This window comes from Mesorhizobium sp. ArgA1, from assembly GCF_053714375.1.
This window is the reverse complement of sequence record NZ_JBSKBQ010000004.1, coordinates 216,737-243,221: the sequence shown is the minus strand read 5'-3', so window position 1 is coordinate 243,221 and position 26,485 is coordinate 216,737. Positions and strand designations below refer to the sequence as shown.

Below are 26,485 nucleotides of genomic sequence, written 5' to 3'. Positions count from 1 at the left end.
CGATCGTGCCAAAAAGGTTCATCCTTCCGCCAAAGGAATTTTGCGGAAGCTAACCGAAGAAGATGTGTGTTGCCAGTGGGGGCTGTGGGGAAGGGAAGAGCGCCCAGCTCAATCCAGAAAAGCCTTCGCCTTCATCGTCGCCGGTACTGCCACGCCCAGCCGCTTCAGCACCGTTGGGGCCAGCTGCAACTGGTCGAGCAGCGTATCGGCCTCCGGCCCTTTGCCTTGCCCGAAATAATACAGCGCGAAATCCTGCATGTCGTCGTCATGGCCGCCATGATGGCCGCGGCCTGTCTGGCCGTGGTCGGCGGTGACGATCACCTCGTAGCCGGCTTGCCGCCAGCCTGGCAGGAAGGCAGCCAGCATGCCGTCCATCGCGTAGACGGCATGATCCATCTCGTGGCAATCGTGGCCGAAGCGGTGGCCCATCGAATCCAGCGTACAGGTGTGCAGGATGCCATAATCGATACCGTGGCGCCGGGTCAGCATGGTCAGCGTCGCAAACAGGTCGACATCGCTCGGCGTCATCTGGTTGCGCAAATTGTAGCCGGTCATGGTGTGGAAGCGGCCATGCGTGATCGGCCCATCTGGCTCGTCGAACTCCATGTCCTCGACCAGGTCAAACGGATAGGAGCGGAAGAATTCGGACCAGTAGGAGTGCGTCACCGCACCGGTCTTGCCGCCAGCCTTGCTGACCTCGGAGAAAATGTCCGGCTTGTCGACGAGAAAACGGTTCTCGTTGGACAGGATGCCGTGTTCCTGCGGCGAAACCCCGGTGTGGATCGAGGCATAGCAGCAGGCCGAGGTCGACGGCAGCACCGAGCGCATCTTCCACACCCGCGCCTCGCCCGACTGCACCCAGCCCTCGAGATTGCCCATCAGCCGGCGCCAGTTCCGGTAAGGCACGCCGTCGAGGACGATGAGGAGAAGCTTGGTCTTGAGCGCCATGACGGCTCCGGGCGATTGGGCAGAAACAAGGGCCTGTTGCCTTTAGGCGGCAGGCCCTCTTCTGTCATGGGCCAGACGTTCGGCCAGTGCGTGTAGATGCTCGCGCTGCGCTTGCGTCAGTTGCCCGCGCTTGCCATGCGCCGTCCCTTGATCGCCTTTTCCAGCCAGCCGATTTCCATCTCGGGAACGGAAGACAGCAGCAGATCGGTATAGGCGTCGAAGGGCGGCGTCAGCACCTTGCTCTTGGCGCCATAGCGCACCACCTCGCCGCGATACATCACCGCGATCGAATCGGCGATCGACTTCACCGTCGCCAGATCGTGGGTGATGAAGAGGTAGGCGACCTTCTCATGCTGCTGCAGGTTCAACAGAAGCTTGAGAATGCCGTTGGCCACCAGCGGGTCGAGCGCCGATGTCACCTCGTCGCAGATGATCAGCTTCGGCTTGGCGGCAAGAGAGCGAGCAATACAGACGCGCTGCTTCTGGCCGCCGGACAATTCGGCCGGATAACGGTCGAGGAAGCCCTTGCCCATCTCGATCTCGTCGAGCAGTTCGGCCACACGCTTGTCGCGTTCGCGGCCGCGGATGCCGAAATAGAACTCGAGCGGCCGGCCGATGATGGTGCCGACGGTCTGGCGCGGGTTCATCGCCACGTCGGCCATCTGGTAGATCATCTGCAATTGTCGCAGATCCTCCTTCGGCCGGTCGGCGAGCCGGTTGGCGAGCGGCCTGCCATCGAAGGTGACGGTGCCTTCCTCGGGCGGCAGAAGCCCGGTGATGGCGCGCGCCAGCGTCGACTTGCCGGAGCCGGATTCGCCGACGACGGCCAGCGTCTGGCCCGGATAGATGTCGACCGAGACGTTCTTAAGCACCTTGACATGGCTGCCGCCATAAGCGGCGGTGACGTTCTTGACCGAGAGGAACGGCGCAGTACCTGGCTTCTGTTCGGCGTGCTCGATCTCATGCACGGAGACCAGCGCATTGGTGTATTCCTGGCGCGGCTCCTTGATGATCTGGCGGGTGCCGCCCCATTCGACCAGCCTGCCATGGCGCAGCACCATGATCTCGTCCGAGACCTGGGCGACGACTGCAAGGTCGTGGGTGATGTAGAGCGCCGCGACATGGGTGTCACGGATGGCGTCCTTGATCGCCGCCAGCACGTCGATCTGCGTCGTCACGTCGAGCGCGGTGGTCGGCTCGTCGAAGACGATCAGGTCTGGCTCCGAGCACAGCGCCATCGCCGTCATCACCCGCTGCAGCTGGCCGCCCGAGACCTGGTGCGGGAAGCGTTCGCCGATGGTTTCGGGGTTCGGCAGGCTGAGCTTCTTGAACAGCGCAATAGCGCGCTTCTCCGCCTCGGCCCGTGTCGCGGTGCCGTGCAGCAGCGTGGCTTCCACCACCTGGTCCATCAGCTTGTGCGCCGGGTTGAAGGCGGCGGCCGCCGATTGCGCGACATAGCAGACCTCGCGGCCGCGCAATTTGCGGAAACCTTCCTTGCCGCCCTTGAGGATGTCGCGGCCGTTGAGCAGCACCTCGCCGCCGGTGATGCGCACGCCACCGCGGCCATAGCCCATCGACGACAGGCCGATTGTAGATTTGCCGGCGCCGGACTCGCCGATCAGGCCGAGCACCTTGCCCTTTTCCAGCGTCAGCGATACGTCGTGCACCAGCACGATGTTCTTCGGCGCCTCGCCGGGGGGAAACACTGTCGCTTCGATGCGCAGGTTGCGGATATCGAGCAGCAGGCCGGGCTTTGCTTTTGTGTCGGCCATCACCCGCGTCCTCCCTTCAGGCTTGTCGTGCGGTTGAGGATCCAGTCGGCAACAAGGTTGACCGAAATCGCCAGCGCCGCGATCGCGGCGGCGGGGAAGAGCGCGGCCCCAATGCCGAACACGATGCCGTCCTTGTTTTCCTTGACCATACCGCCCCAGTCGGCATCCGGCGGCTGTACGCCCAGGCCGAGGAAGGACAGCGTCGACAAGAACAGCACGGCATAGATGAAGCGCAGGCCGAGTTCCGAAACCAGCGGCGACAGCGCATTGGGCAGAATCTCGCGAAAGATGATCCAGCCGCTGCCTTCGCCGCGCAATTTGGCGGCTTCGACATAATCCATGACGTTGATGTCGACGGCGACTGCGCGCGACAGCCGATAGACGCGGGTCGAGTCGAGAACGCCCATCACCAGGATCAGCGTCACCAGATTGGTCGGCAGCACCGAGAGCACAACGAGCGCCATGATCAGCGTCGGGATCGACATCAGCAGGTCGACGAGGCGCGACAGAAGCGTGTCGAACCAGCCGCCGAACACCGCCGCGGAGAAGCCGAGTATGGCGCCGAGCGAGAACGACAGCGCGGTGGCCAGCACCGCGATGAACAAGGTGACGCGGGCGCCATAGATCATGCGCGACAACAGATCGCGGCCAAGATTGTCGGTGCCCAGCCAATGCGCGGATGACATCGGTTCCCAGGGAACGTCGCTGACAATCTCGGCATTGCCATGTGGTGCGATCCATGGCGCGAAGACAGCAGCCACGACGAACATCGCCGTCAGCACGATGCCGATCAGCGCCGGGATGGGAATGCGTTTGATATCGAGCATGCCCGCTCCCTATTTCGGATGTCTGAGGCGCGGATTGGCGACGATCGCCCCGATGTCCGCGATGATGTTCAGGCTGATATAGACGGCCGCAAAGATCAGGCCGACCGCCTGCACGACCGGCACGTCGCGCTTGGTGACGTGGTCGACCAGGTATTGTCCCATGCCGGGATAGACGAAGATCACCTCGACCACGACGACGCCGACGATGAGGTAGGCGAGGTTGAGCATGACGACATTGATGATCGGCGCGATCGCATTGGGGAAGGCGTGCTTGCGGATGACGTTGAAGGCCGACAGGCCTTTCAGTTCCGCTGTCTCGACATAGGCCGACTGCATGACATTGAGGATGGCCGCGCGGGTCATTCGCATCATGTGGGCAAGAACAACCAGCGTCAGCGCGGCGGCCGGCAGCGCGATCGCCTGCATGCGCTCGCCGAACGGCATGCCGTCATAGACCGTGGAAATCGCCGGAAACCATTGATATTTGACGGCAAAGAAAAAGACCAGCACGTAGCCGATGAAGAACTCCGGGAAGGACGTCGAAGCGAGCGCCAGGCCGGAGATCAGCTTGTCGACCCAGCCATTGCGGTAGCGCACCGCGATCAGGCCGAGGATGATGGCCAGCGGCACGGCCACGATCGCTGCCCAGAAGGCGAGGAACAGCGTGTTCCACAGCCGGCCCTTGATCGAGGTCGCGATATCCTGGCCGCTCGACATTGCCGTGCCGAGATCGCCGGTGAGCGCACCGCCCAGCCAGTGGAAATACCTGATGTAGGCGGGCTGGTTCAGTCCGAGCTGCTCGCGCAGATTGGCGAGCGACTCCGGCGTCGCCGACTGTCCGAGAATGGCTTGTGCAACGTCGCCGGGCAGGATTTGCGTGCCGGCGAAGATCAGGACCGAAACGGCCAACAGGAGGACGATGCCCAGCGCAATGCGCTGGGCCACCAGTTTCACGATGGGTGAGGACATCTCCGCAAGGCCGGGCTCAGGCTTCGAGCCAGCACTTCGCCAGGGCGTAGCCGTTCATCAGCTCCTGATGCGGATCGTCAACCCAGCCGCCGACCTTGGCCCCGGTTGCGTCGATGAACTGATTGAACATCGGCAGGATCAGGCCGCCCTCGTCGCGCACCATGACGGCCATGTCGTGGTACATCGCCTTGCGCTTGGCCTCGTCGAGCTCGGCGCGCGCCGCAAGCACCATCTTGTCGAAGTCCGGGCGCTTGAAACGCGTGTCGTTCCAGTCGGCGGTCGACAGGTAGGCGGTGGAGTACATCTGGTCCTGGGTCGAGCGGCCACCCCAGTAGGAGGCGCAGAAGGGCTGCTTGTTCCACACCTCGTTCCAGTAGCCGTCGCCGGGCTCGCGCTTGATCTCGAGCTTGATGCCGGCCTTGGCGGCGCTCTGCTGGTAGAGCTGGGCTGCGTCGACGGCGCCCGGGAAGGCGACGTCCGAGGTCCTCAGCAGCACGGAACCATCATGGCCCGACTTCTTGTAGTGGAACTTGGCCTTGTCCGGATCGTACTTGCGCTGCTCGATCTCGGTGAAAAGCGGATAGGAGGCGTTGATCGGGAAGTCGTTGCCGAGCGAGCCGTAGCCGCGCAGCACCTTGTTCAGCATCTCCTCGCGGTCGATCGCCAGCTTCAGCGCCATCCTGAGGTCGTTGTTGTCGAACGGCGCCGTGTTGCAATGCATGATGAAGACGTAGTGGCCAGGGCCGGCATGGTTGCGGATGGTGACGCCCGGAACGCGCTTGATCAGGTCGACGATCTTCGGCTCGACGCGGTTGATCATGTTGACCTGGCCGCCCTGCAGGGCCGCCGTGCGCGCCGTCGCGTCGTTGATGACGACGACTTCGATCTGATCGGCATGGCCCATCTTGTCGCCCTGCCAGTAATTGGCGAAGCGCTCGCCGACATGGCGCACGCCGGGCTCGTTGGTGACGATCTTGTACGGGCCGGCCGAGATGCCGCCGTCTGGCTTGTCCTTGCCGCCATTAGGCTGGACGATCAGGTGATAGTCGCTGAGCAGATAGGGAAGGTCGGCATTGGCCTCCTTCAGCGTCAGCACCACTTCCTTGCCGCTGGCCTTGATGCTCTCGATGCCCTTCATGTAGCCGAGCGCGCCCGACTTCGACTTCTCGTCGGAATGGCGCTCGAGCGTCGCGGCGACGTCCTCGGCGGTCACGGTCTTGCCGTTGTGGAATTCGACGCCGTCGCGAATTTTCAGCGTCCACACCTTGGCGTCGTCCGACGAGCCGATCTCTTCGGCAATGCGGTTCTCGAGCTTGCCCTCGGGCGACAGCTCGACGATCATTTCGCCCCAGCACTTGCCGAAGGCGAACGGCACCTGCGTCATCATCAGCGCGGGGTCGAGGCTGTTGGTGGATTCACCGCCGACCAGGCCAGCCTTCAGCGTGCCGCCCTTGACCGGGCCTTCCGCGCGAGCCGCGCTGGAAAGCAGCATGTTGGCGAAGGGTGCGGTGACGCCGAGCGCGGCAGCGCGGCCGAGAAAATCACGGCGGCTGAGCTTGCCGGACGCAACACGCCGGCTGAGATAGTCGAGTTCGTTTGTCATGATGAGTTCCTCACTCTGTTGGTTTCGACCTTGTGGTCGTTTCTTTTTTCTTGTGAGGGGAATAATGACCGTAAGGGAAAGCCGTAAGCAAGACCGAATGCGACATGCCGTGGCGTAAATCGCACGTCGCAACTGGACCAGTCGAATTTGCGCTCAGAGCAGGTCGCGCGGGATCGTCTCTTCGAAATCGCGCTCGAAAACCAGCGTTTCGCCCTCATAAGCCTCGATTCTGGCACTGACGGTGAAGTTTTGCGCGTCGCAGCGCATCTCGGCCGATATCTCTGTGCGCACCGACCATCCATTTCGCGACAAGGTCTGTGTCCAGCGCGTGCGACCCGAGGCCGACAACGGGTCGTCGGGATGGATCGTCCAGCTCTCGCGGGCAATGCTGCCATTGGCCAGCCCGTGCGCGAGATCGCGCACTTCGCCGAAATCATCCGTGATCGACAGCGTGACGATGCCGGTCTTCTCGTTGCGGTCGATGTGGCGTTCGGAATTCGCCGCACGGACCGTCTCGGTCGCCCAAGGTGTGGCGCCTTCGGGGGCTTGGAATGAAACTTCGTCAGCTTTTGCCAGCTGGCGCAACGGCAGTCTCAGCGTCGTCGCCGAAAGGTCGATCCGCACCGGCTCGGGCGACGGCCAGATCATCGGCCAATAGGCATTGGAAACGGCGATGCGCAGCTTGTGTCCGGCGGGCACGCGGTAGGCGCACTGGTCAAGCACGACGCGCGCAGAAACGGCCTCACCAGGCACCAGTGCTTCCGGAAATTCATGCGAGTTGCGGTGGGTGAGATTGAGCACACCGTAGGAGATCAGCTCCGAGGCGCCGTCGGGATGGACGTCACAAAGACGCACCGCGATGTTGGCTTGCCTACGGTCAGAGGAAAGGCGTACCTCGACCTCCGGCGCGCCGACGATGTCGAGCGCCTCGGCGAGCACAGGCTGATCGAAGCAGAGGGACAGCGCGTCGTCGGGGCGCTGGTCGCCCGGCAGCTCCGGACCGAAGGTGAAGGGAAAATATTCGCCGCCGGCGAGTCCGCAGCTTTGCGGTGTCGCAACGATCGCCGGCTTGGCGCCGGCGGCGACGAGTTCGATTGCCTCGACCTTGATGTTGGGCGACGGCCACTCCTGCTCCGCAATCCAGTGGCCCGGCCGCTCCGGGTGCCAGCGCGCCGGCCGCACTGAGTCCATGACATAGGCGCGGTAGTCCGGGTCGGTCTCGACGCCGGTGTCGATGCCTTTCAGCCAGCGGTCCCACCAGCGCAGCGCCTCCTGCAGGAAGCCGATGGCGGGTTTGGGTCCGGCATAGTGCGGGTATTTGTGGATCCACGGCCCGACAATGCCTTTTGCCGGCGCCTGGATGTTGGCAACGAGGTGCGAAATCGTGTTGCGGTAGCCGTCATGCCAGCCGCCGATCGACAGCACCGCGGCTTTGACGGCGGAGAAATCCTCGCAGATCGAACCACGCTTCCAATAGGCATCGCGGTGCTGGTGGTTGAGCCACAACGGCAAAAGGAAAGACTGGTTCTCCAGCCGCGTCAGCCACAGATCGCGCCAGCGGTTGTCGCCGACGATCAACGGATCCGGCGGCCGCGACGAATAGGAGAGCATGGTCGAAGCCCAGCCGAAATTCTCCGTCAGCAGGCAACCGCCCTTGTAATGGATGTCGTCGGCATAGCGGTCGACGGTCGAGCACAGGCTGATGACAGCCTTCAGCGCCGGCGGCTGCCTGGCCGCGACCTGCAGGCAGTTGAAGCCGCCCCAGGAAATGCCCATCATGCCAACGCTGCCGTTGCACCAGGGCTGCGCTGCCGCCCAGGCGATGATGTCGCAGGCGTCCTGCAATTCCTGCTCGGAATATTCGTCGTCCATCAGCCCTTCGGAATCGCCATTGCCGCGCATGTCGACGCGGATCGAGGCGTAGCCGTGGCCGGCGAAATAGGGATGCGTCAGCTGATCGCGAAAGATCGTGCCGTCGCGCTTGCGGTAGGGCAGGTGCTCGAGGATCGCCGGCACCGGATCGCTGCTGGCATCCTGCGGCATCCACACCCGCGCCGACAGCCGGCAGCCATCCGGCATGACGATGCCCATATCCGGAAATTCGACGACCTTGCGGGGAAATTCGGTGACGGTTTTCATGCGCTGGCATAACGCCCCGCCAGCCCAAGACTTTCAATCGCCAATCGCGACTGGAGCAGCGAAAAATGCGACCTGGCCACAGCCTGCTTCACGACCTCAGTTCAATGGAATCTCGTTCTCGGCCTTGCTGTCCTGATAGACGCCGGAAAGCGCGTCGTAGCGTGCCGATATCCTGCCGATCCGCCCCTCCAGCCTTTCGCGCTCGGCCTGCGGCAGTGCCCGCACCAGTCTGCGAATGGAAAAACTATTCCAATAAGCATTCTCGGCATTGTAGCCGCCGGGATCGAGGGTGAAGACCTCTTTCAGGATCTTCAGATCGTGCGGGATGGCAAACGAGTCGCGCGAATCCTCGTGGCTGAACAAATAGTAGAAATTGTCGAAGCCGGTCCAGGTGATCGCCGACAGGCACAGCGAACAAGGCTCATGCGTGGCGATGAAGATGGCGTCCTTGGTGTCGACACGCTCCGCCTTCGGCATTTCATAAAAACGCTTCAGGCAGTGCACCTCGCCATGCCAGAGCGGGTTTTCCATCTCGTTGTTGGTTTCGGCCAGCACCAGCGAGCGGTCGCTCTTGCGCAGGATCGCGGCGCCGAACAGCTTGTTGCCGTGGGCCACGCCGTCAGCCGTCTTCGGCACGATGTCGTGCTCGATGACGTCGAGCAGGCGGTCGATCAGCGAAATGTCGGTCATTTACTCAGGTCTCGTCAGGGAGATGGATCTCGTAGGGGTGCGAGAAGTGGAACTCTTCGAGGTTGGAACCGTCGCCGCCGCGGTCGACGATGACGAAATCCTGGGCTTCGCCGAGCGGCGTCAGCACGCCGTGCCAGAGATTGCGGGGGTAGTTGATGCCCTGCCCGGGCGCTGTGATGAAGGCGTGCGGTTCGCCCGGACCGTCCTTGCCGTCATGGCAGACGACGACCAGGAACGGGCGCGGCGACAGCGGAATAAAAGCCTGGCTGCCGAACGGATGCCGCTCGACCATGGTCAGTTTCAGCGGCAGTTCGTAAGGCGTACCGCGCACCATCGAGATCAGCACGCGCGAATTCGGGCCCGCCGCCTCGGCCTTGGCCAGGTCGTGATAGCGCTCGGCGCGGCCGGCGTTGATCGGATAGTGGTTGTCGCCGCCCATGTCGATGACGTCGCCGAAGCCGGCAAAGCTTTCGCGGGTCAGCGGCCGCGCTGCGATTCGGGTCACCGCGCGCGACCGCCGAAGCCCGCGCCGCCGAGCTTGGCGTGCCGGTTGACGTCCTTGTAGAGCAGATAGCGGAATTTGCCGGGGCCGCCGGCATAGCAGGCCTGCGGGCAGAAGGCGCGCAGCCACATGAAGTCGCCGGCCTCGACCTCGACCCAGTCCTGGTTGAGACGGTAGACCGCCTTGCCCTCCAGCACATAGAGCCCGTGTTCCATCACATGCGTCTCGGCGAACGGGATGACGGCGCCGGGCTCGAGCGTGACGATGGTGACATGCATGTCGTGGCGCATGTCGGCTGGATCGACGAAGCGCGTCGTCGCCCAGCGACCCTCGGTGCCGGCCATCGGGCTCGGCGCGACCTGCTGATCGCTGCTGAAGAAAGCTTCCGGCGCGTCGATGCCGTCGACCGCCTCATAGGCCTTCCTGATCCAGTGGAAGCGCACGGCCTCTCGGCCTTCGTTGCGCACCGTCCAGCCACTGGCCGGCGGCAGGAAGGCAAAGCCGCCGGTTTGAAGCACGTGGGTCTTGCCGGCCAGCGAAACGGTCAACTCGCCTTCGACCACGAACAGCACGCCCTCGGCGCCGGCGTCCGGCTCCGGCCGGTCGCTGCCGCCGCCAGGCAAAACCTCGACGATGTACTGCGAAAAAGTCTCGGCGAAACCCGACAGCGGCCTTGCGATGATCCAGGCCCTGGTCTTGTCCCAGAACGGCAGCGGGCTGGTGACGATGTCTTGCATCACCCCTTTGGGGATGACCGCATAGGCCTCGGTGAAGACCGCGCGACCGGTCAAAAGCTCGTTCTGGCCGGGATGGCCGCCATGCGGCGCATAATAGGTTCGCTCGGTTGTCTTGATCATATCCATAGTCCTGAACCCTATTGCGGGAGCATGTCTTTCAGGCGGAGCAGCGCGATGCGCTCGACCTGTTTGCAGGCGGTATCGAGTTCGACGCCACGGCTGTTGCCGATGCGCGCTTCGAACTCGGCGAGGATTTCCTCCTTGGTCTTGCCCCGCACCGCGATGATGAAGGGGAAGCCGAAGGTGGTGACGTAGGCAGCGTTGAGTTTGGAAAACAGCTCGCGCTCCTTGTCAGTCAGCGCGTCGAGGCCAGCGGAAGCCTGTTCCCTGGTCGATTCCGCCGTCAGACGCCTGGCCTTGGCCAGTTTGCCGGCAAGATCGGGATGGGCGTTGAGCACGCCGAGCCGTTCGGTCTCGCTGGCGGCGCGGAAGACGCGGCAAAGCGCATTGTGCAGGCCGCCGGAGCTGTCATGCGCGGGTCCAAGCTCCAGTTCATAGGCACGTTCGGCGACCCACGGCGAATGTTCGAACACGCCGCCGAATGTGTGGACGAAGGTCTCGAATTCCATCTTCGACGGCTTGAGCGCGGGCGGCTGGTAGGGATGGTGCTCCCGCCAATGCCTGGCGATATCGGTGCGCCGTGCCAGCCACACCTTGTCGTGCGATTTCACATAGTCGACGAAGCGCTTCAGCGCGGCCACCCGGCCGGGACGTCCGACGAGGCGGCAATGCAGGCCGATATTCATCATGCGCGGCCGGCCGGCTTTGCCTTCGGCATAGAGCGTGTCGAAACTGTCTTTCAAATAGGCGAAGAACTGGTCGCCCGAATTGAAGCCCTGCGGCGTAGCGAAGCGCATGTCGTTGGCGTCGAGCGTGTAGGGGATGACGAGCTGCGCGCCGCCCTCATGCGCGAACCAGTAGGGCAATTCGTCGTCATAGGTGTCCGACACATAGTCGAAGCCGCCTTCTTCGGCGACCAGCCGCACCGTGTTGATCGAGGTGCGACCGGTGTACCAGCCCGTCGGGCGCTGTCCGGTCACCTCGTAATGCAGCTTGATCGCCGCTTCGAGGTCGCGGCGCTCATCCTCGGCGCTGTGGTCGCGGTAGTCGATCCATTTCAGCCCGTGCGAGGCCATTTCCCAGCCGGCTTCCTGCATGGCCGTGACCTGGTCGGGCGACCGGGCAAGGGCGGTGGCGACCCCGTAACAGGTCACCGGCACATCAGCCTCGCTGAACAGGCGCAACAGCCGCCAGAAGCCGGCCCGCGCGCCATATTCGTAGATCGATTCCATGTTCCAGTGGCGCTGGCCGACCCAGGGGGCGGCGCCGACGATTTCCGACAGGAAGGCTTCCGACGCCTTGTCGCCATGCAGCACGCAGTTCTCGCCGCCTTCCTCGTAGTTGACGACGAATTGGACGGCTATATGCGCGCCACCCGGCCATTTCGGATCCGGCGGATTGGCTCCGTAGCCGCGCATGTCTCTCAAGTAACGCATTGCCCCTCCCTGCCGGACGCTGCCGGAAGTTGTGATCAGGATAGTCGAAAGGGCTGCCTGCGCATTCCCCCGAAATTTTTGAAAGTGTTTTTGTGCCGCTCCGCTCGACCGGGACTTATGCATCGCCTTTAATTGGCGCACAATTCATTGCTTTGTTCGACTGTACCGAAATGGGAGGCGCCAGTGGCAGAAACGTCGAAAGCCGATGGCGGACGTCTGACGACGCATGTGCTCGACACCGCGACCGGCAAGCCGGCGGCGGGCCTGTCGATCGCGCTTTATCACCTCGAGGGCGACGCGCGAACACATCTGAAGACCGTTGTCACCAATGCCGACGGCCGTTGCGATGCGCCGCTGCTGGCAGGCGCGGAGTTCCGCCTTGGCGAATACGAACTGGTCTTCGCGGCCGGCGACTATCTGCGCGGCCAGGGAACAAAATTGCCGGAACCGGCCTTCCTCGACAGCGTGCCGATCCGCTTCGGCATGGCTGCGACAGTGCATTATCATGTGCCATTGCTTATCTCTCCCTATGGCTATTCGACCTACAGGGGGAGCTGAAGCATGGCCAAGATCACGATACGCAACGAGATCCGCTTCATCCTCAATGGCAGGGATGTCGCGCTGTCGTCGGTGGCGCCAGACGCGACCTTGCTCGACTGGCTGCGGCTCGATCGTTCCCTGCGCGGCACCAAAGAAGGCTGCGCCGAGGGCGATTGCGGCGCCTGCACCGTGCTGGTCGGCAAACTCTCGGCCGGCAAGCTGGTCTATGAAAGCGTCAACGCCTGTATCCGCTTCCTCGGCTCGCTCGACGGCACCCACGTGGTGACGGTCGAGCATCTGCGCGGTGTATCAGGCCAGTTGCATCCGGTGCAGCAGGCAATGGTGGATTTCCACGGCTCGCAGTGCGGCTTCTGCACGCCGGGCTTCGTCATGTCGCTCTACTGCCTGTGGATGAAATCGCCCGATCCGTCGAATGCGGAGATCGAAAAGGCGCTGCAGGGCAATCTCTGCCGCTGCACCGGCTATGAGGCGATCATCCGCGCCGCCCGTGCCATTTCCAGCTACGGCAAGGCGGCAAAGGATCCGCTGGCGGCCGAGCGCAAGGCCATCACCGCAAGGCTCGAGGCCATGCATGACGGCGCCCGCGTCGAGATCGGTGCCGGCAAGCAGCGACTGATCGTGCCGGCCAACGCCGACGATTTCGCCGCCGTGCTGGACAAAGAGCCGAATGCGACTGTCGTCGCCGGCTCGACCGATGTCGGACTCTGGGTAACCAAGCATATGCGCGACATTTCACCGGCGGTTTTTATCGGCAATCTCGACGGGTTATGCGCGATCTCCGAAGACAACGACGTCATCACCATCGGTGCCGGCGTCACCTACACCGACGCCTTCGCGACACTGGCCAGGCGCATCCCGGCTCTGGGGCCATTGTTCGACCGCATTGGCGGCGAGCAGGTGCGCAATATGGGAACGATCGGCGGCAACATCGCCAACGGCTCGCCGATCGGCGATACACCACCGCCCTTGATCGCGCTCGGCGCGCAGCTGACGCTGCGCCGGGGCAAAAAGCGGCGCACCATCGCGCTCGAGGATTTCTTCATCGCCTATGGCAAGCAGGACCGGCAGCCGGGCGAATTCGTCGAGGCCGTGCATGTTCCCGTGCCGGCCAAGGGCACAAAGTTTGCCGTCTACAAGATCACCAAGCGCCGCGACGAGGACATCACCGCGGCCCTCGGCGCCTTTTTCCTCGACCTGGCCAAGGATGGCACGGTGGCCGACATATGCATTGCCTATGGCGGCATGGCGGCAACCCCGAAGCGCGCCTTCGGCGTCGAAAAGGCGCTGATCGGCAAGCCTTGGACGGAAGCAACGGTGGAGGCCGCTATGGCCGAATATGCCGGCGATTTCACCCCGCTGACCGACATGAGGGCTTCGGCGGAATACCGGGCGCTTGCGGCCAAGAACCTGTTGCTGCGCTTCTTTGCCGAGACGACGGGATCGAAGGCGCCGTTCCAGGTGTCACGCAACGAGGCAGCCTGATGAACAAGCACGCTTCCCCCAACCTCAAGGCGCAGAAGATTTCCGGCGGCGTCGCCACTGACCAGCGCCATGATTCCGCGCACAAGCATGTCAGCGGCACCGCTGTTTACATCGACGATCTGCCGGAACCGGCGGGCATGCTGCATGGCTGCCTCGGTCTGTCGACGGCCACGCATGCGACCATCACCAAAATGGATCTGTCGGCGGTGCGTGCAGCGCCGGGCGTCGTCGACGTGCTGACCGCGAGCGACGTGCCCGGCGAAAACGACATCTCGCCGACCGGCCGTCACGACGAGCCGGTGCTGGCCGACGACAAGGTGCAGTTCTACGGCCAACCGATCTTCTGCGTTATTGCCAAAACGCGCGAGGAGGCGCGCCGGGCCACGCGGATCGCCAAGGTCGAATACAGTCCTTTGCCCTTCGTCACCGACATTGGCGACCTCGATCCGCGCAAGGACAAGCTGGTCACCCCGCCGCTCACCTTGAAGCGCGGCGATGCCGCCGCCGCGATCAAGACGGCACCGCGCCGGCTGAAGGGCAAGATGCGCATTGGCGGCCAGGAGCATTTCTATCTCGAAGGCCATATCGCCGTTGCCATTCCGGGCGAGGACCAGGACGTCACCATCTATTCCTCGACCCAGCATCCGAGCGAAGTGCAGCATATGGTCAGCCATGCGCTTGGCGTGCCGAGCAACGCCATCACGGTGGAAATCCGCCGCATGGGCGGCGGCTTCGGCGGCAAGGAGACGCAAGGCAACCAGTTTGCCGCCCTCGCGGCGATTGCTGCGAAAAAACACCATCGCGCGGTCAAGATCCGGCCCGACCGCGACGACGACATGATCGCCACCGGCAAGCGCCATGATTTCCTCGTCGACTACGAAGTCGGTTTCGACGACGACGGCAACATTCTGGGCGTCGACTTCATGTTCGCGGCGCGCTGCGGCTTTTCGTCGGACTTGTCCGGCCCGGTCACCGACCGCGCGCTGTTCCACTGCGACAACACCTATTTCTGGCCGGCAGTGCATGCGCAGTCGGCGCCGCTCTACACCAACACTGTCTCGAACACTGCCTTTCGCGGCTTCGGCGGCCCGCAAGGCATGGTCGGCGCCGAACGCGTCATCGACGAGGTCGCCTTTGCCGTCGGCAAGGACCCGCTCGAAATCCGCAAGCAGAATTTCTATGGCACCGGTGGTGATAAAGAGGGCCGCAACGTCACGCCCTATCACCAGACGGTCGAGGACAACATCATCCACCGCATCGTCGCCGAACTGGAGGCGAGTGCGGACTATGCAAGCCGCCGCCGCATCATCCAGGCTTTCAACGCCAACAGCCGTTTCATCAAGCGCGGCCTGGCGCTGACGCCGGTCAAGTTCGGCATCTCGTTCACCGCCACCCACTACAATCAGGCCGGCGCACTGGTGCATGTCTACACTGACGGTTCGGTGCATCTGAACCATGGCGGCACCGAGATGGGGCAAGGCCTCTACGTCAAAGTGGCGCAGGTGGTGGCCGAAGAATTCCAGATCGACCTCGACCAGGTCAAGATCACCGCAACCACGACCGGCAAGGTGCCCAACACTTCGGCCACCGCGGCGTCGTCCGGTTCCGATCTCAACGGCATGGCGGCGCAGAACGGCGCCCGCCAGATCAAGGACCGGCTGACCGATTTCGCTGCCGAAAAATACCAGGTACCGCGCGACCAGGTGCTGTTCCTGCCCAACCGGGTGCGCATCGGCAATCAGGAGATCGCCTTCGCCGACCTTATCAAGCAGGCATATATGGCCCGCATCCAGCTGTCGGCGGCAGGCTTTTACAAAACGCCGAGAATCCACTGGAACCGCGACAAGGGCGAAGGGCGCCCCTTCTACTATTTCGCCTATGGCGCTTCGTGCTCGGAAGTCTCGGTCAACACGCTGACCGGCGAATATGTAGTCGAGCGCACCGACATCTTGCACGACACCGGCCGTTCGCTGAACCGTGCCATCGACCTCGGCCAGATCGAGGGGGGCTTCATCCAGGGCATGGGCTGGCTGACCACGGAAGAACTGTGGTGGGACGACAAGGGCCGGCTGCGCACCCACGCACCGTCGACCTACAAGATCCCGCTGGCATCCGACCGGCCGAAGATCTTCAACGTCACGCTGGCCGACTGGCCGGAAGCCAGCGAGCCGACGGTGCACCGCTCCAAGGCGGTCGGCGAACCGCCCTTCCCGCTCGGCATGTCGGTGCTGCATGCGCTGTCGGATGCGGTCGCAAGCGTTGCCGACCACAAGGTCTGTCCGCGACTCGATGCGCCCGCAACGCCGGAGCGTGTGCTGATGGCGATCGAGCGGCTGAGAGGCGCAAAGCCGGCCTGATCGGACCAAAACGTGCAAATTCAGCCCGGAAACGCTATGTTTCCAAGGTGGGAATGCAGACAATGAACTCGAAAGTGCAAAGCCTGAAAGCGTTTCTCGGCAGCGCCGGGCGGCTTGCCTTGGTCGAAGTGGCCGGCACCAAGGGCTCGACGCCGCGCGAGAAGGGCGCGTTCATGCTCGTCTCGCAGGCAGCGATTTTCGGCACGATCGGGGGCGGCCAGCTCGAATACATGGCGATCGACAAGGCCCGGCAGATGCTCTCGTCTTTAACCTCCCCCTCGTGGGGAGGGTCGGCCGGCAAAGCCGGCGGAGGTGGGGGTGCAGACGGCGGTGCCAGGCCACCCCCACCCCGGTTCGCTGACGCCGCTTCGCGGCATCCGCTCACCCACCCTCCTCACAAGGGGGAGGGTAAAGAGGCCCGCATCGAGGTCGATGAAACCTGCGCCACGCTCGATGTGCCGCTCGGCCCGGAGATCGGCCAATGCTGCGGCGGGCGCGTCGAAGTGCTGATCCGGCTGGTCGATGCGAAGCTGGCGCAAGAATTGGTTGTATCGGCGGAGGCCGAGGAGGCGCATCTGCCGCATGTTTATATCTTCGGCGGCGGCCATGTCGGCCAGGCGCTGGCCTCGACCATCGCGCTCCTTCCCGTCCATGCCGTCGTCATCGAAACCCGGGCCGAGGCGCTGGAAGGCATGCCGCAAACTGTCGAAACCCGGCTGACGCCAATGCCGGAGGCCGAGATACGCAATGCGCCCGCCGGCACGGCTTTCGCCATCCTCACCCACGACCATGCGCTCGATTTCCTGATCGTCGCCGAGGCGCTGAAGCGCGACGACACGGCCTACGTCGGCATGATCGGCTCAAAGACCAAGAAAGCGACATTCAAGCACTGGTTCCTGAAATCGGCGGAGGGCACGGAAGCGGAATTCGCCCGTCTCGTCTCGCCGATCGGCGGAGACGCGGTCAAGGACAAGCGCCCGCCGGTGATCGCTGCATTGGCGGCCGCCGAGATCATGACGGCGCTGGTCGTTCACAACACCGCGCCAAATGTCGACCATCAGGTTAGACGAGACAAAGAAACAGCGGGCTAGGTTTTCGCCGCAACTAGGCGGGCCGCTTCAACCCCAGATGCTCGCGCAAGGTGCTGCCTTCGTATTCCTTGCGGAATAGTCCACGGCGCTGCAGTTCCGGCACTACGAGTTCGCAAAAGGCATCAAGCTCGCCGGGAAAGTAAGACGGCATGACATTGAAGCCGTCGGCGCCGCCGCCTTCGAACCGCGCCTGCAACTCGTCGGCGACCTGCGCCGGCGTGCCCACGATGCGCCAATGGCCGCGCGCGCCGGCGAAATGGCGGGCAAGCTGGCGGATGGAAAGCCCGTCGCGGCGCGATTGCTCGACAACCAGTGCCTGCCGGCTCTTCATTCCCTCGGTCTCCGGCAATTCCGGCATCGGCCCGTCGATCGGATAGCGCCAGAGATCGGAAATGCTGAGATAGCTGGACAACAGCGCCACGCCGACATCGTCGGGGATCAGCGCCTGCAGTTCCTCATGTTTCTCCTGCGCTTCGGCCTCGGTTTCCGCCACCACGGGTGACACGCCAGGCATGATCTTGATGTCGTCGGGCTCGCGCCCATAGGCAGCCATGCGGCTCTTCAGGTCGTCGTAGAAGGCTTTCGCTTGCTCGAAGGTCTGCGCCGCCGTGAACACGACATCGGCGGTGCGGGCGGCAAGGTCGCGGCCGACATCCGAGGCGCCGGCCTGGACCATGACAGGAGCGCCCTGCGGCGAACGCGGCAGGTCGAGCGGGTCGCGCACCGAAAAGCTCTGGCCATCATGGCCGGAAAGTCGGGAGCCTTGCCAAAGTCCTGACACCACCTCGGCGAATTCACGCGCGCGTTCATAGCGGTCGGCATGGGGCTTGAGGCCTGTCGCGCCGAAATTGGCGGCTTCGATGGGGCTTGCCGACGTGACCAGATTCCAACCGGCGCGGCCGCCGCTTAAGTGATCGAGCGACAGAAAAGTTCGCGCCAGGCCGTAGGGCTCGTTGTAGCTGGTCGACGCCGTCGAGACGAGGCCGATGCGGCTGGTCTGCACGGCGAGCGCCGAAAGCAGGCTGATCGGCTCGAAGCCGATCGAGCGCGAGGTCTGGCTGGCAATGCCGACATTGGCTTCGCGCAGACCGGCGGCGTCCTCGCAGAACACCATGTCGAACTTCGCCGCTTCCGCCGTGCGCGCAAGCTGGACGTAATGGTCGATGTCGATACCGGCAGTGACATGCGCCTTGGGGTGGCGCCAGGCGGCGATGTGGTGGCCCGTCGCCCACAGGAAAGCGCCGAGTTTCATCTGGCGGGTGCTCATGGCCTGCCGCCCTCACCGAGCCCAAGGCGATCGCGCAGCGTCTTACCAGATTGTGTTTTGGCAAATCCGTGTCGCTTGAGTTCGGGCAAGAGTCGTTCGACAAAATCCTCTAGGGCCGCAGCCCGGGGCTGCACGGCCAAGACGATCCCGTCGCAGCCACACGAGAGGCACAGGGCTTTCAGAATGCCGACGTCGAGTTCCGGCCGCGCATCCGCGGTCGCCAGCACCTTGATCGTCATCGGGTCGCGCCCCGCGTCTTGCGCCTTGCGCTTGAGCTCATCGGAGGCAGCTTTCGTTTCCGGAGGTTCACGCTCGTCCAACAACACGAAATCGGCGCGGCGGCTTGCAAAATCGAGTTCAGCCTCTGTCAGACCGGACATCACCAGCACTGGCCTGTCCTGCGGCGATCGGGCGACATTGAGCGGCCCGCGCACCGAAAAGAATTCGCCGGTGAAATTCATGGAGTGCATCTTGTCCGGGTCATGGAAGCGGCCTGCCGTCTTGTCGAACAGCAGCGCGTCGTGTTCCCAGCCAATCCACAACAGTCGCACAACGTTGATGAACTCCCGGGCGCGACGACGGAAATCATCGTCGGAAAAACCTTCGGGCCGGCTGAAATTCTCTGCCTCGCGTGGGGTCTGCGTCAACGTGGCGTTCCAGCCGATGCGGCCATGGCTGATAATGTCGAGGGACGCGAAACGGCGCGCCAGATTGTAGGGCTGATGCACGAGCGTCGAGGCGCTGGCCACCAGCCCGATCCGGTCAGTCACCGTCGCTAGCGCCGCCAGCAGCGTCGTCGCTTCGAACGGGCTGCTTGACGGCCGGTCCGCGGTGTCGGAGATGATGACCATGTCGGCGCCCGTGGCTTCCGCCTGCCGCACGAAGTTGCTGATCCGGCCGAAATCCAGCACGGCCTCTGCGTTGGCGGCAGCGATGTTGAGCGAAAGGGCGAGATGCATCGCATCAACCTAAGTTCGCTGCCGCGCAAGGCAAGCCCGGCGAATGGACCACAAGGCCGGCACTTGCCTGCCAGCCCGGTCACCAATAGGGCGATCCGCTGTGCCCGTTGCCGCCGCCCCTCACTTTCCAGCCAGAATATCCCTGATCAGCCGCTGGCAGCGCTCAGCCATGAAGTCGAGCAAAAGCCGCACCTTGGGATCCTGCAGCTTTTTGTGCGGATAGACGGCGGCGAACTGCACCGGCGTCGGCGGCGTGCTGGCCAGGATGACCTGCAGCCGCTGGTCGCGGATGAACGGTTCGACCTCGAAGCGCGGCTTGTTGATGATGCCGCGCCCGGACAGCGCCCAGCCGGTCAGCACGTCGCCGTCGTCGGTGTCGTAGGGGCCGTGCACCTCGTATTTCTGCGGGCCGGACGGCGTTTGCAGCGTCCAGACATATTCGCGCGCGCCCGAATAGCGCAGCATCAGGCAGTCGTGCTTCTTGCCGATCAGTTCCTGTGGCTCTACCGGTTCGCCGCGCGCTTCCAGATATTTCGGCGCCGCGACGAGCACACGCTCGCATTCCATGATGCCGCGCATCCTCAGGCTGGAATCCTCGATGATGCCGAGCTTGAAGGCGACGTCGATGCCTTCCTTCATGATATCGATGTTGTGATCCGAGAGCCTCAGCCGCACCTCGATATCGGGGTATTTGTCGTGGAAATCCGGAATGCCTGACGCCACCAGCCGCCGGCCGAGGCCGAGCGGCGCCGTCACCCGGATGGTTCCGCGCGGCTGGCCGGAGAGCGCCGAGACTGCGGCTTCCGCCTCGGTGATCGCTTCCAGCACCTGCTTGGCGCCGGAATAAAACACGTTGCCGTGCTCCGTCGGCATCAACTGCCGGGTCGTGCGGTTGAACAGTCTAACCCCAAGGTGTTTTTCCAGTTCCTTGATACGGTTCGACGCGACCGCCGGCGAAATGCGCATGTCGCGGCCCGCCGCCGACAGATTGCCAAGCTCGACGACGCGAACGAAGACGGCGATGTTGTCGAGATAGGCCATAAGATTTTCGTGGCTCTCAAACGTCTGCGTGGGATCAACCTAGTATTTTCCATTTTTTTTTGAAAGTCATCGTACACCTCGCCTCTTTTCGTTTGCGTACCACACCGTAAAGTCAGCCAATCGGCAGGGACGATTTCACATGATGGATTTCGCGATTTTCTGGGACTGGCTGAGCTTTGCCGTGCGCTGGCTGCACGTCGTCACCGGCATCGCCTGGATCGGCTCGTCCTTCTATTTCGTCGCCCTCGATCTCGGCCTGCGCCAGCGCCCCGACATGCCGGTCGGCGCCTTCGGCGAGGAATGGCAGGTGCATGGCGGCGGCTTCTACCACATCCAGAAATATCTGGTGGCGCCGGCCGAAATGCCCGAGCATCTGACCTGGTTCAAATGGGAATCCTACGCCACCTGGCTGTCCGGCTTCGCCATGCTGTGCGTGGTCTACTATGCCGGCGCCGACCTGTTCCTGATCGATCCCAACGTGCTGCCGATGTCGGTGCCGGTCGGCATCCTGCTGTCGATGGCCACGATCGGCGTTGGCTGGGTGGTCTACGATCTGCTCTGCCGTTCGCCGCTCGGCAAAAGCGACACCGGCCTGATGCTGGTGCTCTATGGCGTGCTGGTGTTCATCGCCTGGGGGCTGACGCACCTGTTCACCGGCCGCGCCGCCTTCCTGCATCTCGGCGCCATCACCGCCACGATCATGTCGGCTAACGTCTTCATGGTGATTATCCCCAACCAGAAGATCGTCGTTGCCGACCTTATTGCCGGCCGCAAGCCCGATCCGAAATACGGCAAGATCGCCAAGCAGCGCTCGTTGCACAACAATTACCTGACGCTGCCGGTGCTGTTCCTGATGCTGTCGAACCACTATCCGCTGGCGTTTGCGACGGAGTTCAACTGGGTCATCGCCTCGCTGGTGTTCATCATCGGCGTGCTGATCAGGCACTATTTCAACTCCGTGCATAAGCGTGCCGGCAACCCGCACTGGACCTGGATGGCGGCCGCCGTGCTGTTCATGATCATCATCTGGCTATCGACAGCGCCGAAAATACTGACCGGCGAACCCAAGGCGTCCGCTGCGGCCGAGGTCTACATCGCCTCTTCGCATTTCCCGGCCGTGCGCGACACCGTGCTTGGCCGCTGCTCGATGTGTCATGCGGCCGAGCCGGTTTATGAAGGCATCTATCAGGCGCCGAAGGACGTGATTCTCGACACCGACGCCGGCATTGCCGAGCATGCCCGCGAGATCTACCTGCAGGCTGGGCGCTGCCATGCCATGCCGCCGGCCAACATCACCCAGATCAGCGACAAGGAGCGGGCGCTGCTGGTCGCCTGGTTCGAAGGCGCGGGAAAATAAGCATGACCTCCACACTTCTGCGCGGCCGCACGCTGAGCTTTTTGCGCTGGCCCGAAACCATCGACGACCATGCCGCCTGGCGCTATGAGGAGGATGGCGGCCTGTTGATCCGCGATGGCCGGATCGTTGCCGCCGGCGCCTACGCCGATGTCGAAAGGCAGGCCGGCGAGGGCGTAAAGAAGATCGATCACCGGCCGCACCTGCTGCTGCCGGGCTTCATCGACGCGCATGTGCATTTCCCGCAGATGCAGGTCATCGCCTCTTATGGCGCCGAGCTGCTCGATTGGCTGAACACCTACACCTTTCCCGAAGAGACAAAGTTCGCCAACGCCCAGCATGGCCGCCGCATAGCGCGGCTGTTCCTGGACGAGATGGTGCGCCACGGCACGACGACTGTCGCCGCCTATTGTTCCGTGCACAAGGCCTCGGCCGAGGCTTTCTTTGCCGAATCGCACGACCGCAACATGCTCAACATTGCCGGCAAGGTGATGATGGATCGTAACGCGCCGGCAGGCGTGCTCGACACGCCGCAATCCGGCTACGACGATACGAAGGCACTGATCGCGGAATGGCATGGCAAGGGCCGCCAGCATTATGCGATCACGCCGCGCTTCGCCATCACCTCCTCGCCCGAACAGCTCGAGATGTCCGGTGCGCTGTGTCGTGAACATCCCGATTTGCACATGCAGACGCATCTGTCGGAAAACCACGCTGAGATCGCCTTCACGCAAAGGCTCTATCCGCAGGCGCGCGATTATACCGACGTCTACGAGCAGTACGGGTTGTTGGGGCCAAAGAGCCTGTTCGGACACTGCATCCATCTGTCGGAGCGCGAAGCGGATGCGTTGTCGGACTCAGGCTCGGTGGCGGTGTTCTGCCCGACCTCGAACCTGTTTCTCGGATCCGGCCTGTTCGACTACCAGCGCTTTCGCCGCCGCGACAAGGCACTGCGCATCGCGGCGGCCACCGATGTCGGCGGCGGCACCAATTACTCGATGCTGCGCACCATGGACGAAGGCTACAAGGTGATCGCGCTGAATGGCGAGAAGCTGAACCCGTTCCAGTCCTTCTGGCAGATAACGCGCGGCAATGCCGAGGCGCTGTCGGTGGCGGACAAGGTCGGCACGCTGGATCAAGGCACCGATGCCGACATCACCGTGCTCGACGCCCGTGCGACGCCGGCGATGCGGCTGCGGATGGAGACGGCGCAGACGCTGGCCGAGGAATTGTTCCTGCTGCAGACGCTGGGCGACGATCGCGCGGTGCGCGAGGTCTATGTTGCGGGGCGGCCGGCCAAGAGCGACATGACCAGTCAGGCTTGACCCCACGGCAGCCATCGGTCAAACCGTGCGGCGACATTTGACAGGGAACACCATGGCCGCTGCGGACGACATCGCGCTGATCCAGAAACAGGAAGAGACGCTGGTCTTCCCGACCTTCGACGAGGCCGTCGCCTTCAAGATAGGCGCGGCGATCCGTGAGCGGGCGCTGGCTGAGGCCATGCCCATCATCGTCGACATCAGGCTGTGGGATCGGCCGCTGTTCTACGCCGCGATGCCGGGTTCGAACGCCTCCAATCCCGACTGGGCGCGGCGCAAGATCAATGTCGTCAAGCGCTATCTCAAAAGCACCTACCGGCTGGTGTTGGAACAGCAGCGCCCCGACCGCACTTTCAAAGTTGGTGAGGGGCTGGACATCGCCGACTATGTGCTGGCCGGCGGCGGCTTTCCGATAAGTGTGAAGGGTGCCGGCGTCATCGGTGCGATTACGGTCTCCGGTCTGCCCGAACGCGAGGACCATGGCGTCGTCGTCGAGGCGATCTGCGCCCATCTGGGCGTCGACCCGCGCAAACTGGCTTTGCCGCCGGAAACAAAATGACCGATCCCAAATCTTTCCTCATTTCGATCTTCAAAGCCGCAGTCGCCGCCGCCGATCCGGAGCGGACGATCCGGGATCATCTGCCGGCAAAGCCCAAGGGACGCACGATCGTTATCGGCGCCGGCAAAGGCTCGGCGCAGATGGCGGCGGCGTTCGAGAAGGTCTGGGACGGTCCGATCGAAGGCTTGGTCGTCACCCGTTACGGCTATGGCGCCAAGTGCGAGCGCATCGAGATCGTCGAAGCGGCGCATCCGGTGCCGGACGCGGCCGGGCTTGAGGCCTCGCGGCGACTGCTTGAGAAGGTGCAGGGGCTGACGGCTGACGATCTGGTCGTGGCGCTGATATCGGGTGGCGGCTCGGCTCTGTTGCCATCGCCTGCAGCCGGCCTGACGCTGGCCGACGAGATCGCCGTCAACGAGGCGCTGCTTGCTTCCGGCGCGCCGATTGCGGCGATGAACACCATTCGCAAGCATGTCTCGACCATCAAGGGCGGCCGGCTGGCCGCGGCCGCCTGGCCGGCCAAAGTGATCTCGCTGGTGGTGTCAGACATTCCCGGTGACAATCCGGCTCTTGTGGCCTCCGGCCCGACCGTGCCGGATACCGGCAGCCGCGCCGATGCGCTGGCCTCGATTGCAGCCTACGGCATGAAACTGCCCGAAGCCGTCATGGCGCATATCAATTCTCCGACCGCCGATGCGCCAAGTCCTGGGGATGAGCGCCTTTCACGCAATGAAGTGCATCTGATCGCTTCTGCCTGCGTGTCGCTGGAAGCAGCAGTGGCGGAGGCAAAACGCCAAGGCATCGAAGCCGTCATCCTCTCCGATTCCATCGAGGGCGAAGCGCGTGAGGTGGGCGGTGTGCATGCCGCCATTGCGCGCGAGGTGGCGACGCGCAACCGGCCATTCCAGAAGCCAGTGCTGATCCTGTCGGGCGGCGAGACAACGGTCACTTTGCGCGCCCCCATTGACGGGAAAAGGGGCAAGGGCGGCCGCAACTCGGAATTCCTGCTGGCTTTCGCCATTGGCATCAGCGGTGCGGACAATATCCATGCCCTGGCCGCCGACACCGACGGCATTGACGGCTCGGAAGACAATGCCGGCGCCTTCGCCGATGGTTCGACGGTGTCGCGCATGCGTTCAGCCGCCGTCGACGCCAAGGCGATGCTTGCGGGGAACAATGCCTGGACGGCGTTCAATGCCGTCGGAGATCTATTTGTGCCGGGACCTACGGGCACGAATGTGAATGATCTCAGAGCAATCCTGATCAGATAGGCGAACCGCTCAAGCCGCCATCAGCCGCTTCACCTCTTTCATATCCTGCAAGAACCGTTCGCGCTCGGCTTCCTTGTCTGCCGGCTCGTGGATGCGCAGTATGAAGGATGGATGGATGGTGATGAACACGCGCAAACCATCCTCGCGCTCGATCACCTGACCGCGCATTTTCGTCACCGGGATCGCCTTGCCCAGCAGCGACAGCGCCGCCGTTGCGCCAAGCGCCACCGCAAGGTCCGGCTTGATCAGGTCCAACTCCCTGCCGATCCACCAGCGGCAGGCCTGCACCTCACCGGCATTCGGCTTGGAGTGGATGCGGCGCTTGCCGCGCGGTTCGAATTTGAAATGCTTTACGGCATTGGTGACGTAGACTTTTTGCCGGTCGACACCGGCATCGTCCAGGATCGCATCGAACACCTTGCCCGCCGGCCCGACAAAAGGTTTGCCGGCGAGGTCCTCCTGGTCGCCCGGCTGTTCGCCGACGAAGACCACCCTGGCATTGTCGGGCCCCTCGCCGAACACGGTCTGTGTCGCGTCGCGCCACAGCGGGCAGCGGCGGCAACTCTTCGCGGCTTCGCGCAATTCGGAGTTCGTGCTGGCGTCATCGTCCGGCGCCTCGGCGGGCTCGCGCTTTGGCCAGTGTTTCGCCTGCACCTTGGCGTGGTACGGCGCCGGCGTCGTCGGCATTCTGGCAATCATGTCCTTGGCGGCCTTGTCCGCTCCTGCGATCAGATCTGGAATGAGCAAGGCCTCGGGAAGGTTCCGCCAATATTTCTTCGGCATCTCCTTTTGCATGGCCTTCACCTTGAGCCGCGCCGGGTTGAAGATGTTTTCGAAATAGGTGAGCCACAGCGCCTCGGCGTCGTCCTGCGTCGGCGCATCGCCCTTGGCGGCGCCCGGGCCGATGGCCAGCCTTTCGCCATCCCAGTCGGCCGAGGCGTAGGGCGTCAGGATGGTCCAGCGCATGCCCGTAAAACGCCTGATGAAGAAATCCGCGTTGCGCTCGACGATGAAATGCTCCGGTTCGAACCAGGCGACGTAGCGCTCCTCATTGCCGTCGCCGATCTTCCGGAAGCGCACGAAGGCATGCATCTTGTGACTGTCGCGCCGCACCGCCTTTTCCATGGCTTCAAGCCGACTGGTGTCGGGATCGGATGCAATCGCCAGCAGCTTCGGCTCGGCGCGCAGGCGCCACAGCATCCGGTAAAGAAAAGCAGACCGGGTCGGATCGGAATGGCAAAAGGCGGTTTCGGCATGTGCAATGAACTCGCGCGGCACGACGAGTTGCGCGCCCTCCGGCACGTCCGGCAGATCGTTTTGCGGTGCATTGGAACAAGTCGAGACATGCCAGCTGATATCCTCTGGCCGGACCTCGTTCAGCGCCAGCCGTCTCGCCGCGTCGCGCCAGCCGGCAAAATCGGTCTCGCTGGCGAGCCGCACGCTGAATCGGGCAAGATTGAATTGAGCCGGCTGCATGA

At 63.4% G+C, this 26,485-nt stretch carries 22 protein-coding genes; 8 read left to right on the top strand and 14 right to left on the bottom strand.

Features of this window, described 5'->3' with window-relative positions; all coding sequences use genetic code 11:
- Positions 1–108 precede the first annotated feature (108 nt).
- The 10 genes from ACWGTI_RS13280 to puuE form a co-directional block, all read right to left on the bottom strand.
- Positions 109–948 (bottom strand): alkaline phosphatase family protein, encoded by an 840-nt coding sequence (locus ACWGTI_RS13280; protein ID WP_454587525.1) that lies wholly within the window; start codon positions 946–948, stop codon positions 109–111.
- Between the two features lie 116 nt (positions 949–1,064).
- The gene (locus ACWGTI_RS13275) at positions 1,065–2,720 is read right to left on the bottom strand and encodes an ABC transporter ATP-binding protein (protein ID WP_454587524.1); all 1,656 of its coding nucleotides are present in this window, start codon (positions 2,718–2,720) and stop codon (positions 1,065–1,067) included.
- Positions 2,720–3,547, bottom strand: a complete 828-nt coding sequence (locus ACWGTI_RS13270) for an ABC transporter permease (RefSeq protein WP_454587523.1) — start codon at positions 3,545–3,547, stop codon at positions 2,720–2,722. Before ACWGTI_RS13270 ends, ACWGTI_RS13275 begins: the two co-directional genes overlap by 1 nt.
- 9 nt (positions 3,548–3,556) lie before the next feature.
- The gene (locus ACWGTI_RS13265) at positions 3,557–4,516 is read right to left on the bottom strand and encodes an ABC transporter permease (RefSeq protein ID WP_454575943.1); all 960 of its coding nucleotides are present in this window, start codon (positions 4,514–4,516) and stop codon (positions 3,557–3,559) included.
- Between the two features lie 16 nt (positions 4,517–4,532).
- Positions 4,533–6,119 (bottom strand): ABC transporter substrate-binding protein, encoded by a 1,587-nt coding sequence (locus ACWGTI_RS13260; RefSeq protein WP_454587522.1) that lies wholly within the window; start codon positions 6,117–6,119, stop codon positions 4,533–4,535.
- A 153-nt stretch (positions 6,120–6,272) separates the two neighbouring features.
- Positions 6,273–8,258, bottom strand: coding sequence for a CocE/NonD family hydrolase (locus ACWGTI_RS13255; protein ID WP_454587521.1), 1,986 nt, complete (start codon positions 8,256–8,258; stop codon positions 6,273–6,275).
- 96 nt (positions 8,259–8,354) lie between these two features.
- Positions 8,355–8,948 (bottom strand): nucleoside deaminase, encoded by a 594-nt coding sequence (locus tag ACWGTI_RS13250; protein ID WP_454587520.1) that lies wholly within the window; start codon positions 8,946–8,948, stop codon positions 8,355–8,357.
- A gap of 4 nt (positions 8,949–8,952) precedes the next feature.
- A complete protein-coding gene (locus ACWGTI_RS13245) occupies positions 8,953–9,453 on the bottom strand; it encodes an ureidoglycolate lyase (protein ID WP_454587519.1) in 501 nt (166 codons plus the stop codon).
- Entirely contained in the window at positions 9,450–10,313 is an 864-nt protein-coding gene (locus tag ACWGTI_RS13240; protein WP_454587518.1) for a bifunctional allantoicase/(S)-ureidoglycine aminohydrolase, read from the bottom strand. Before ACWGTI_RS13240 ends, ACWGTI_RS13245 begins: the two co-directional genes overlap by 4 nt.
- Positions 10,314–10,324: 11 nt before the next feature.
- Entirely contained in the window at positions 10,325–11,743 is a 1,419-nt protein-coding gene (gene puuE / locus ACWGTI_RS13235; RefSeq protein WP_454587517.1) for an allantoinase PuuE, read from the bottom strand.
- A 183-nt stretch (positions 11,744–11,926) separates the two neighbouring features.
- Between puuE and uraH the strand changes: the two genes are divergently transcribed.
- The 4 genes from uraH to xdhC all read left to right on the top strand — a co-directional run bounded on the left by uraH (position 11,927) and on the right by xdhC (position 17,234).
- Entirely contained in the window at positions 11,927–12,301 is a 375-nt protein-coding gene (uraH, locus tag ACWGTI_RS13230) for a hydroxyisourate hydrolase (protein WP_454587516.1), read from the top strand.
- Positions 12,302–12,304: 3 nt separating this feature from the next.
- Positions 12,305–13,786: a xanthine dehydrogenase small subunit gene (gene xdhA / locus ACWGTI_RS13225; protein WP_454587515.1), complete on the top strand. Its 1,482-nt coding sequence runs from the start codon at positions 12,305–12,307 to the stop codon at positions 13,784–13,786.
- Complete coding sequence (xdhB, locus tag ACWGTI_RS13220; protein WP_454587514.1) at positions 13,786–16,143, top strand: xanthine dehydrogenase molybdopterin binding subunit; 2,358 nt, start codon at positions 13,786–13,788, stop codon at positions 16,141–16,143. The genes xdhA and xdhB overlap by 1 nt, the downstream gene beginning before the upstream one ends.
- A gap of 62 nt (positions 16,144–16,205) precedes the next feature.
- The gene (xdhC, locus tag ACWGTI_RS13215) at positions 16,206–17,234 is read left to right on the top strand and encodes a xanthine dehydrogenase accessory protein XdhC (protein ID WP_454587513.1); all 1,029 of its coding nucleotides are present in this window, start codon (positions 16,206–16,208) and stop codon (positions 17,232–17,234) included.
- A gap of 13 nt (positions 17,235–17,247) precedes the next feature.
- Here the strand turns inward: xdhC and ACWGTI_RS13210 are convergent, their stop codons facing one another.
- The 3 genes from ACWGTI_RS13210 to ACWGTI_RS13200 form a co-directional block, all read right to left on the bottom strand.
- Complete coding sequence (locus ACWGTI_RS13210) at positions 17,248–18,501, bottom strand: LLM class flavin-dependent oxidoreductase (protein ID WP_454587512.1); 1,254 nt, start codon at positions 18,499–18,501, stop codon at positions 17,248–17,250.
- Positions 18,498–19,412 (bottom strand): LLM class flavin-dependent oxidoreductase, encoded by a 915-nt coding sequence (locus tag ACWGTI_RS13205; protein WP_454587511.1) that lies wholly within the window; start codon positions 19,410–19,412, stop codon positions 18,498–18,500. The genes ACWGTI_RS13210 and ACWGTI_RS13205 overlap by 4 nt, the downstream gene beginning before the upstream one ends.
- Before the next feature lie 168 nt (positions 19,413–19,580).
- Complete coding sequence (locus ACWGTI_RS13200) at positions 19,581–20,501, bottom strand: LysR substrate-binding domain-containing protein (protein ID WP_454587510.1); 921 nt, start codon at positions 20,499–20,501, stop codon at positions 19,581–19,583.
- A gap of 139 nt (positions 20,502–20,640) precedes the next feature.
- Here ACWGTI_RS13200 and ACWGTI_RS13195 point away from each other — a divergent pair, with 139 nt between their 5' ends.
- Genes ACWGTI_RS13195 through ACWGTI_RS13180 form a run of 4 tightly spaced genes read left to right on the top strand, consistent with a single transcriptional unit; the run spans position 20,641 to position 25,007 of the window.
- On the top strand, positions 20,641–21,858 hold the full coding sequence (locus tag ACWGTI_RS13195; protein ID WP_454587509.1) for a urate hydroxylase PuuD: 1,218 nt from the start codon (positions 20,641–20,643) through the stop codon (positions 21,856–21,858).
- Between the two features lie 2 nt (positions 21,859–21,860).
- A complete protein-coding gene (guaD, locus tag ACWGTI_RS13190; RefSeq protein WP_454587508.1) occupies positions 21,861–23,180 on the top strand; it encodes a guanine deaminase in 1,320 nt (439 codons plus the stop codon).
- A 52-nt stretch (positions 23,181–23,232) separates the two neighbouring features.
- On the top strand, positions 23,233–23,736 hold the full coding sequence (locus ACWGTI_RS13185; RefSeq protein ID WP_454587507.1) for a heme-degrading domain-containing protein: 504 nt from the start codon (positions 23,233–23,235) through the stop codon (positions 23,734–23,736).
- Positions 23,733–25,007 (top strand): glycerate kinase type-2 family protein, encoded by a 1,275-nt coding sequence (locus ACWGTI_RS13180; protein WP_454587506.1) that lies wholly within the window; start codon positions 23,733–23,735, stop codon positions 25,005–25,007. The genes ACWGTI_RS13185 and ACWGTI_RS13180 overlap by 4 nt, the downstream gene beginning before the upstream one ends.
- Before the next feature lie 9 nt (positions 25,008–25,016).
- Here ACWGTI_RS13180 and ACWGTI_RS13175 read toward each other — a convergent pair whose 3' ends face one another.
- The gene (locus tag ACWGTI_RS13175; RefSeq protein WP_454587505.1) at positions 25,017–26,483 is read right to left on the bottom strand and encodes a UdgX family uracil-DNA binding protein; all 1,467 of its coding nucleotides are present in this window, start codon (positions 26,481–26,483) and stop codon (positions 25,017–25,019) included.
- Positions 26,484–26,485: the final 2 nt, after the last annotated feature.

What these genes read in the sequence shown, in the direction of transcription:
- xdhC (WP_454587513.1), top strand. Translation starts at nt 16,206, where the DNA reads ATGAACTCGAAAGTGCAAAGCCTGAAAGCGTTTCTCGGCAGCGCCGGG.
- ACWGTI_RS13265 (WP_454575943.1), bottom strand. Translation starts at nt 4,516, where the DNA reads ATGTCCTCACCCATCGTGAAACTGGTGGCCCAGCGCATTGCGCTGGGC.
- ACWGTI_RS13260 (WP_454587522.1), bottom strand. Translation starts at nt 6,119, where the DNA reads ATGACAAACGAACTCGACTATCTCAGCCGGCGTGTTGCGTCCGGCAAG.
- ACWGTI_RS13280 (WP_454587525.1), bottom strand. Translation starts at nt 948, where the DNA reads ATGGCGCTCAAGACCAAGCTTCTCCTCATCGTCCTCGACGGCGTGCCT.
- xdhB (WP_454587514.1), top strand. Translation starts at nt 13,786, where the DNA reads ATGAACAAGCACGCTTCCCCCAACCTCAAGGCGCAGAAGATTTCCGGC.
- ACWGTI_RS13175 (WP_454587505.1), bottom strand. Translation starts at nt 26,483, where the DNA reads ATGCAGCCGGCTCAATTCAATCTTGCCCGATTCAGCGTGCGGCTCGCC.
- ACWGTI_RS13255 (WP_454587521.1), bottom strand. Translation starts at nt 8,258, where the DNA reads ATGAAAACCGTCACCGAATTTCCCCGCAAGGTCGTCGAATTTCCGGAT.
- puuE (WP_454587517.1), bottom strand. Translation starts at nt 11,743, where the DNA reads ATGCGTTACTTGAGAGACATGCGCGGCTACGGAGCCAATCCGCCGGAT.
- ACWGTI_RS13195 (WP_454587509.1), top strand. Translation starts at nt 20,641, where the DNA reads ATGATGGATTTCGCGATTTTCTGGGACTGGCTGAGCTTTGCCGTGCGC.
- ACWGTI_RS13200 (WP_454587510.1), bottom strand. Translation starts at nt 20,501, where the DNA reads ATGGCCTATCTCGACAACATCGCCGTCTTCGTTCGCGTCGTCGAGCTT.
- ACWGTI_RS13275 (WP_454587524.1), bottom strand. Translation starts at nt 2,720, where the DNA reads ATGGCCGACACAAAAGCAAAGCCCGGCCTGCTGCTCGATATCCGCAAC.
- guaD (WP_454587508.1), top strand. Translation starts at nt 21,861, where the DNA reads ATGACCTCCACACTTCTGCGCGGCCGCACGCTGAGCTTTTTGCGCTGG.
- ACWGTI_RS13185 (WP_454587507.1), top strand. Translation starts at nt 23,233, where the DNA reads ATGGCCGCTGCGGACGACATCGCGCTGATCCAGAAACAGGAAGAGACG.
- ACWGTI_RS13270 (WP_454587523.1), bottom strand. Translation starts at nt 3,547, where the DNA reads ATGCTCGATATCAAACGCATTCCCATCCCGGCGCTGATCGGCATCGTG.
- xdhA (WP_454587515.1), top strand. Translation starts at nt 12,305, where the DNA reads ATGGCCAAGATCACGATACGCAACGAGATCCGCTTCATCCTCAATGGC.
- ACWGTI_RS13180 (WP_454587506.1), top strand. Translation starts at nt 23,733, where the DNA reads ATGACCGATCCCAAATCTTTCCTCATTTCGATCTTCAAAGCCGCAGTC.
- ACWGTI_RS13250 (WP_454587520.1), bottom strand. Translation starts at nt 8,948, where the DNA reads ATGACCGACATTTCGCTGATCGACCGCCTGCTCGACGTCATCGAGCAC.
- ACWGTI_RS13240 (WP_454587518.1), bottom strand. Translation starts at nt 10,313, where the DNA reads ATGGATATGATCAAGACAACCGAGCGAACCTATTATGCGCCGCATGGC.
- ACWGTI_RS13210 (WP_454587512.1), bottom strand. Translation starts at nt 18,501, where the DNA reads ATGAGCACCCGCCAGATGAAACTCGGCGCTTTCCTGTGGGCGACGGGC.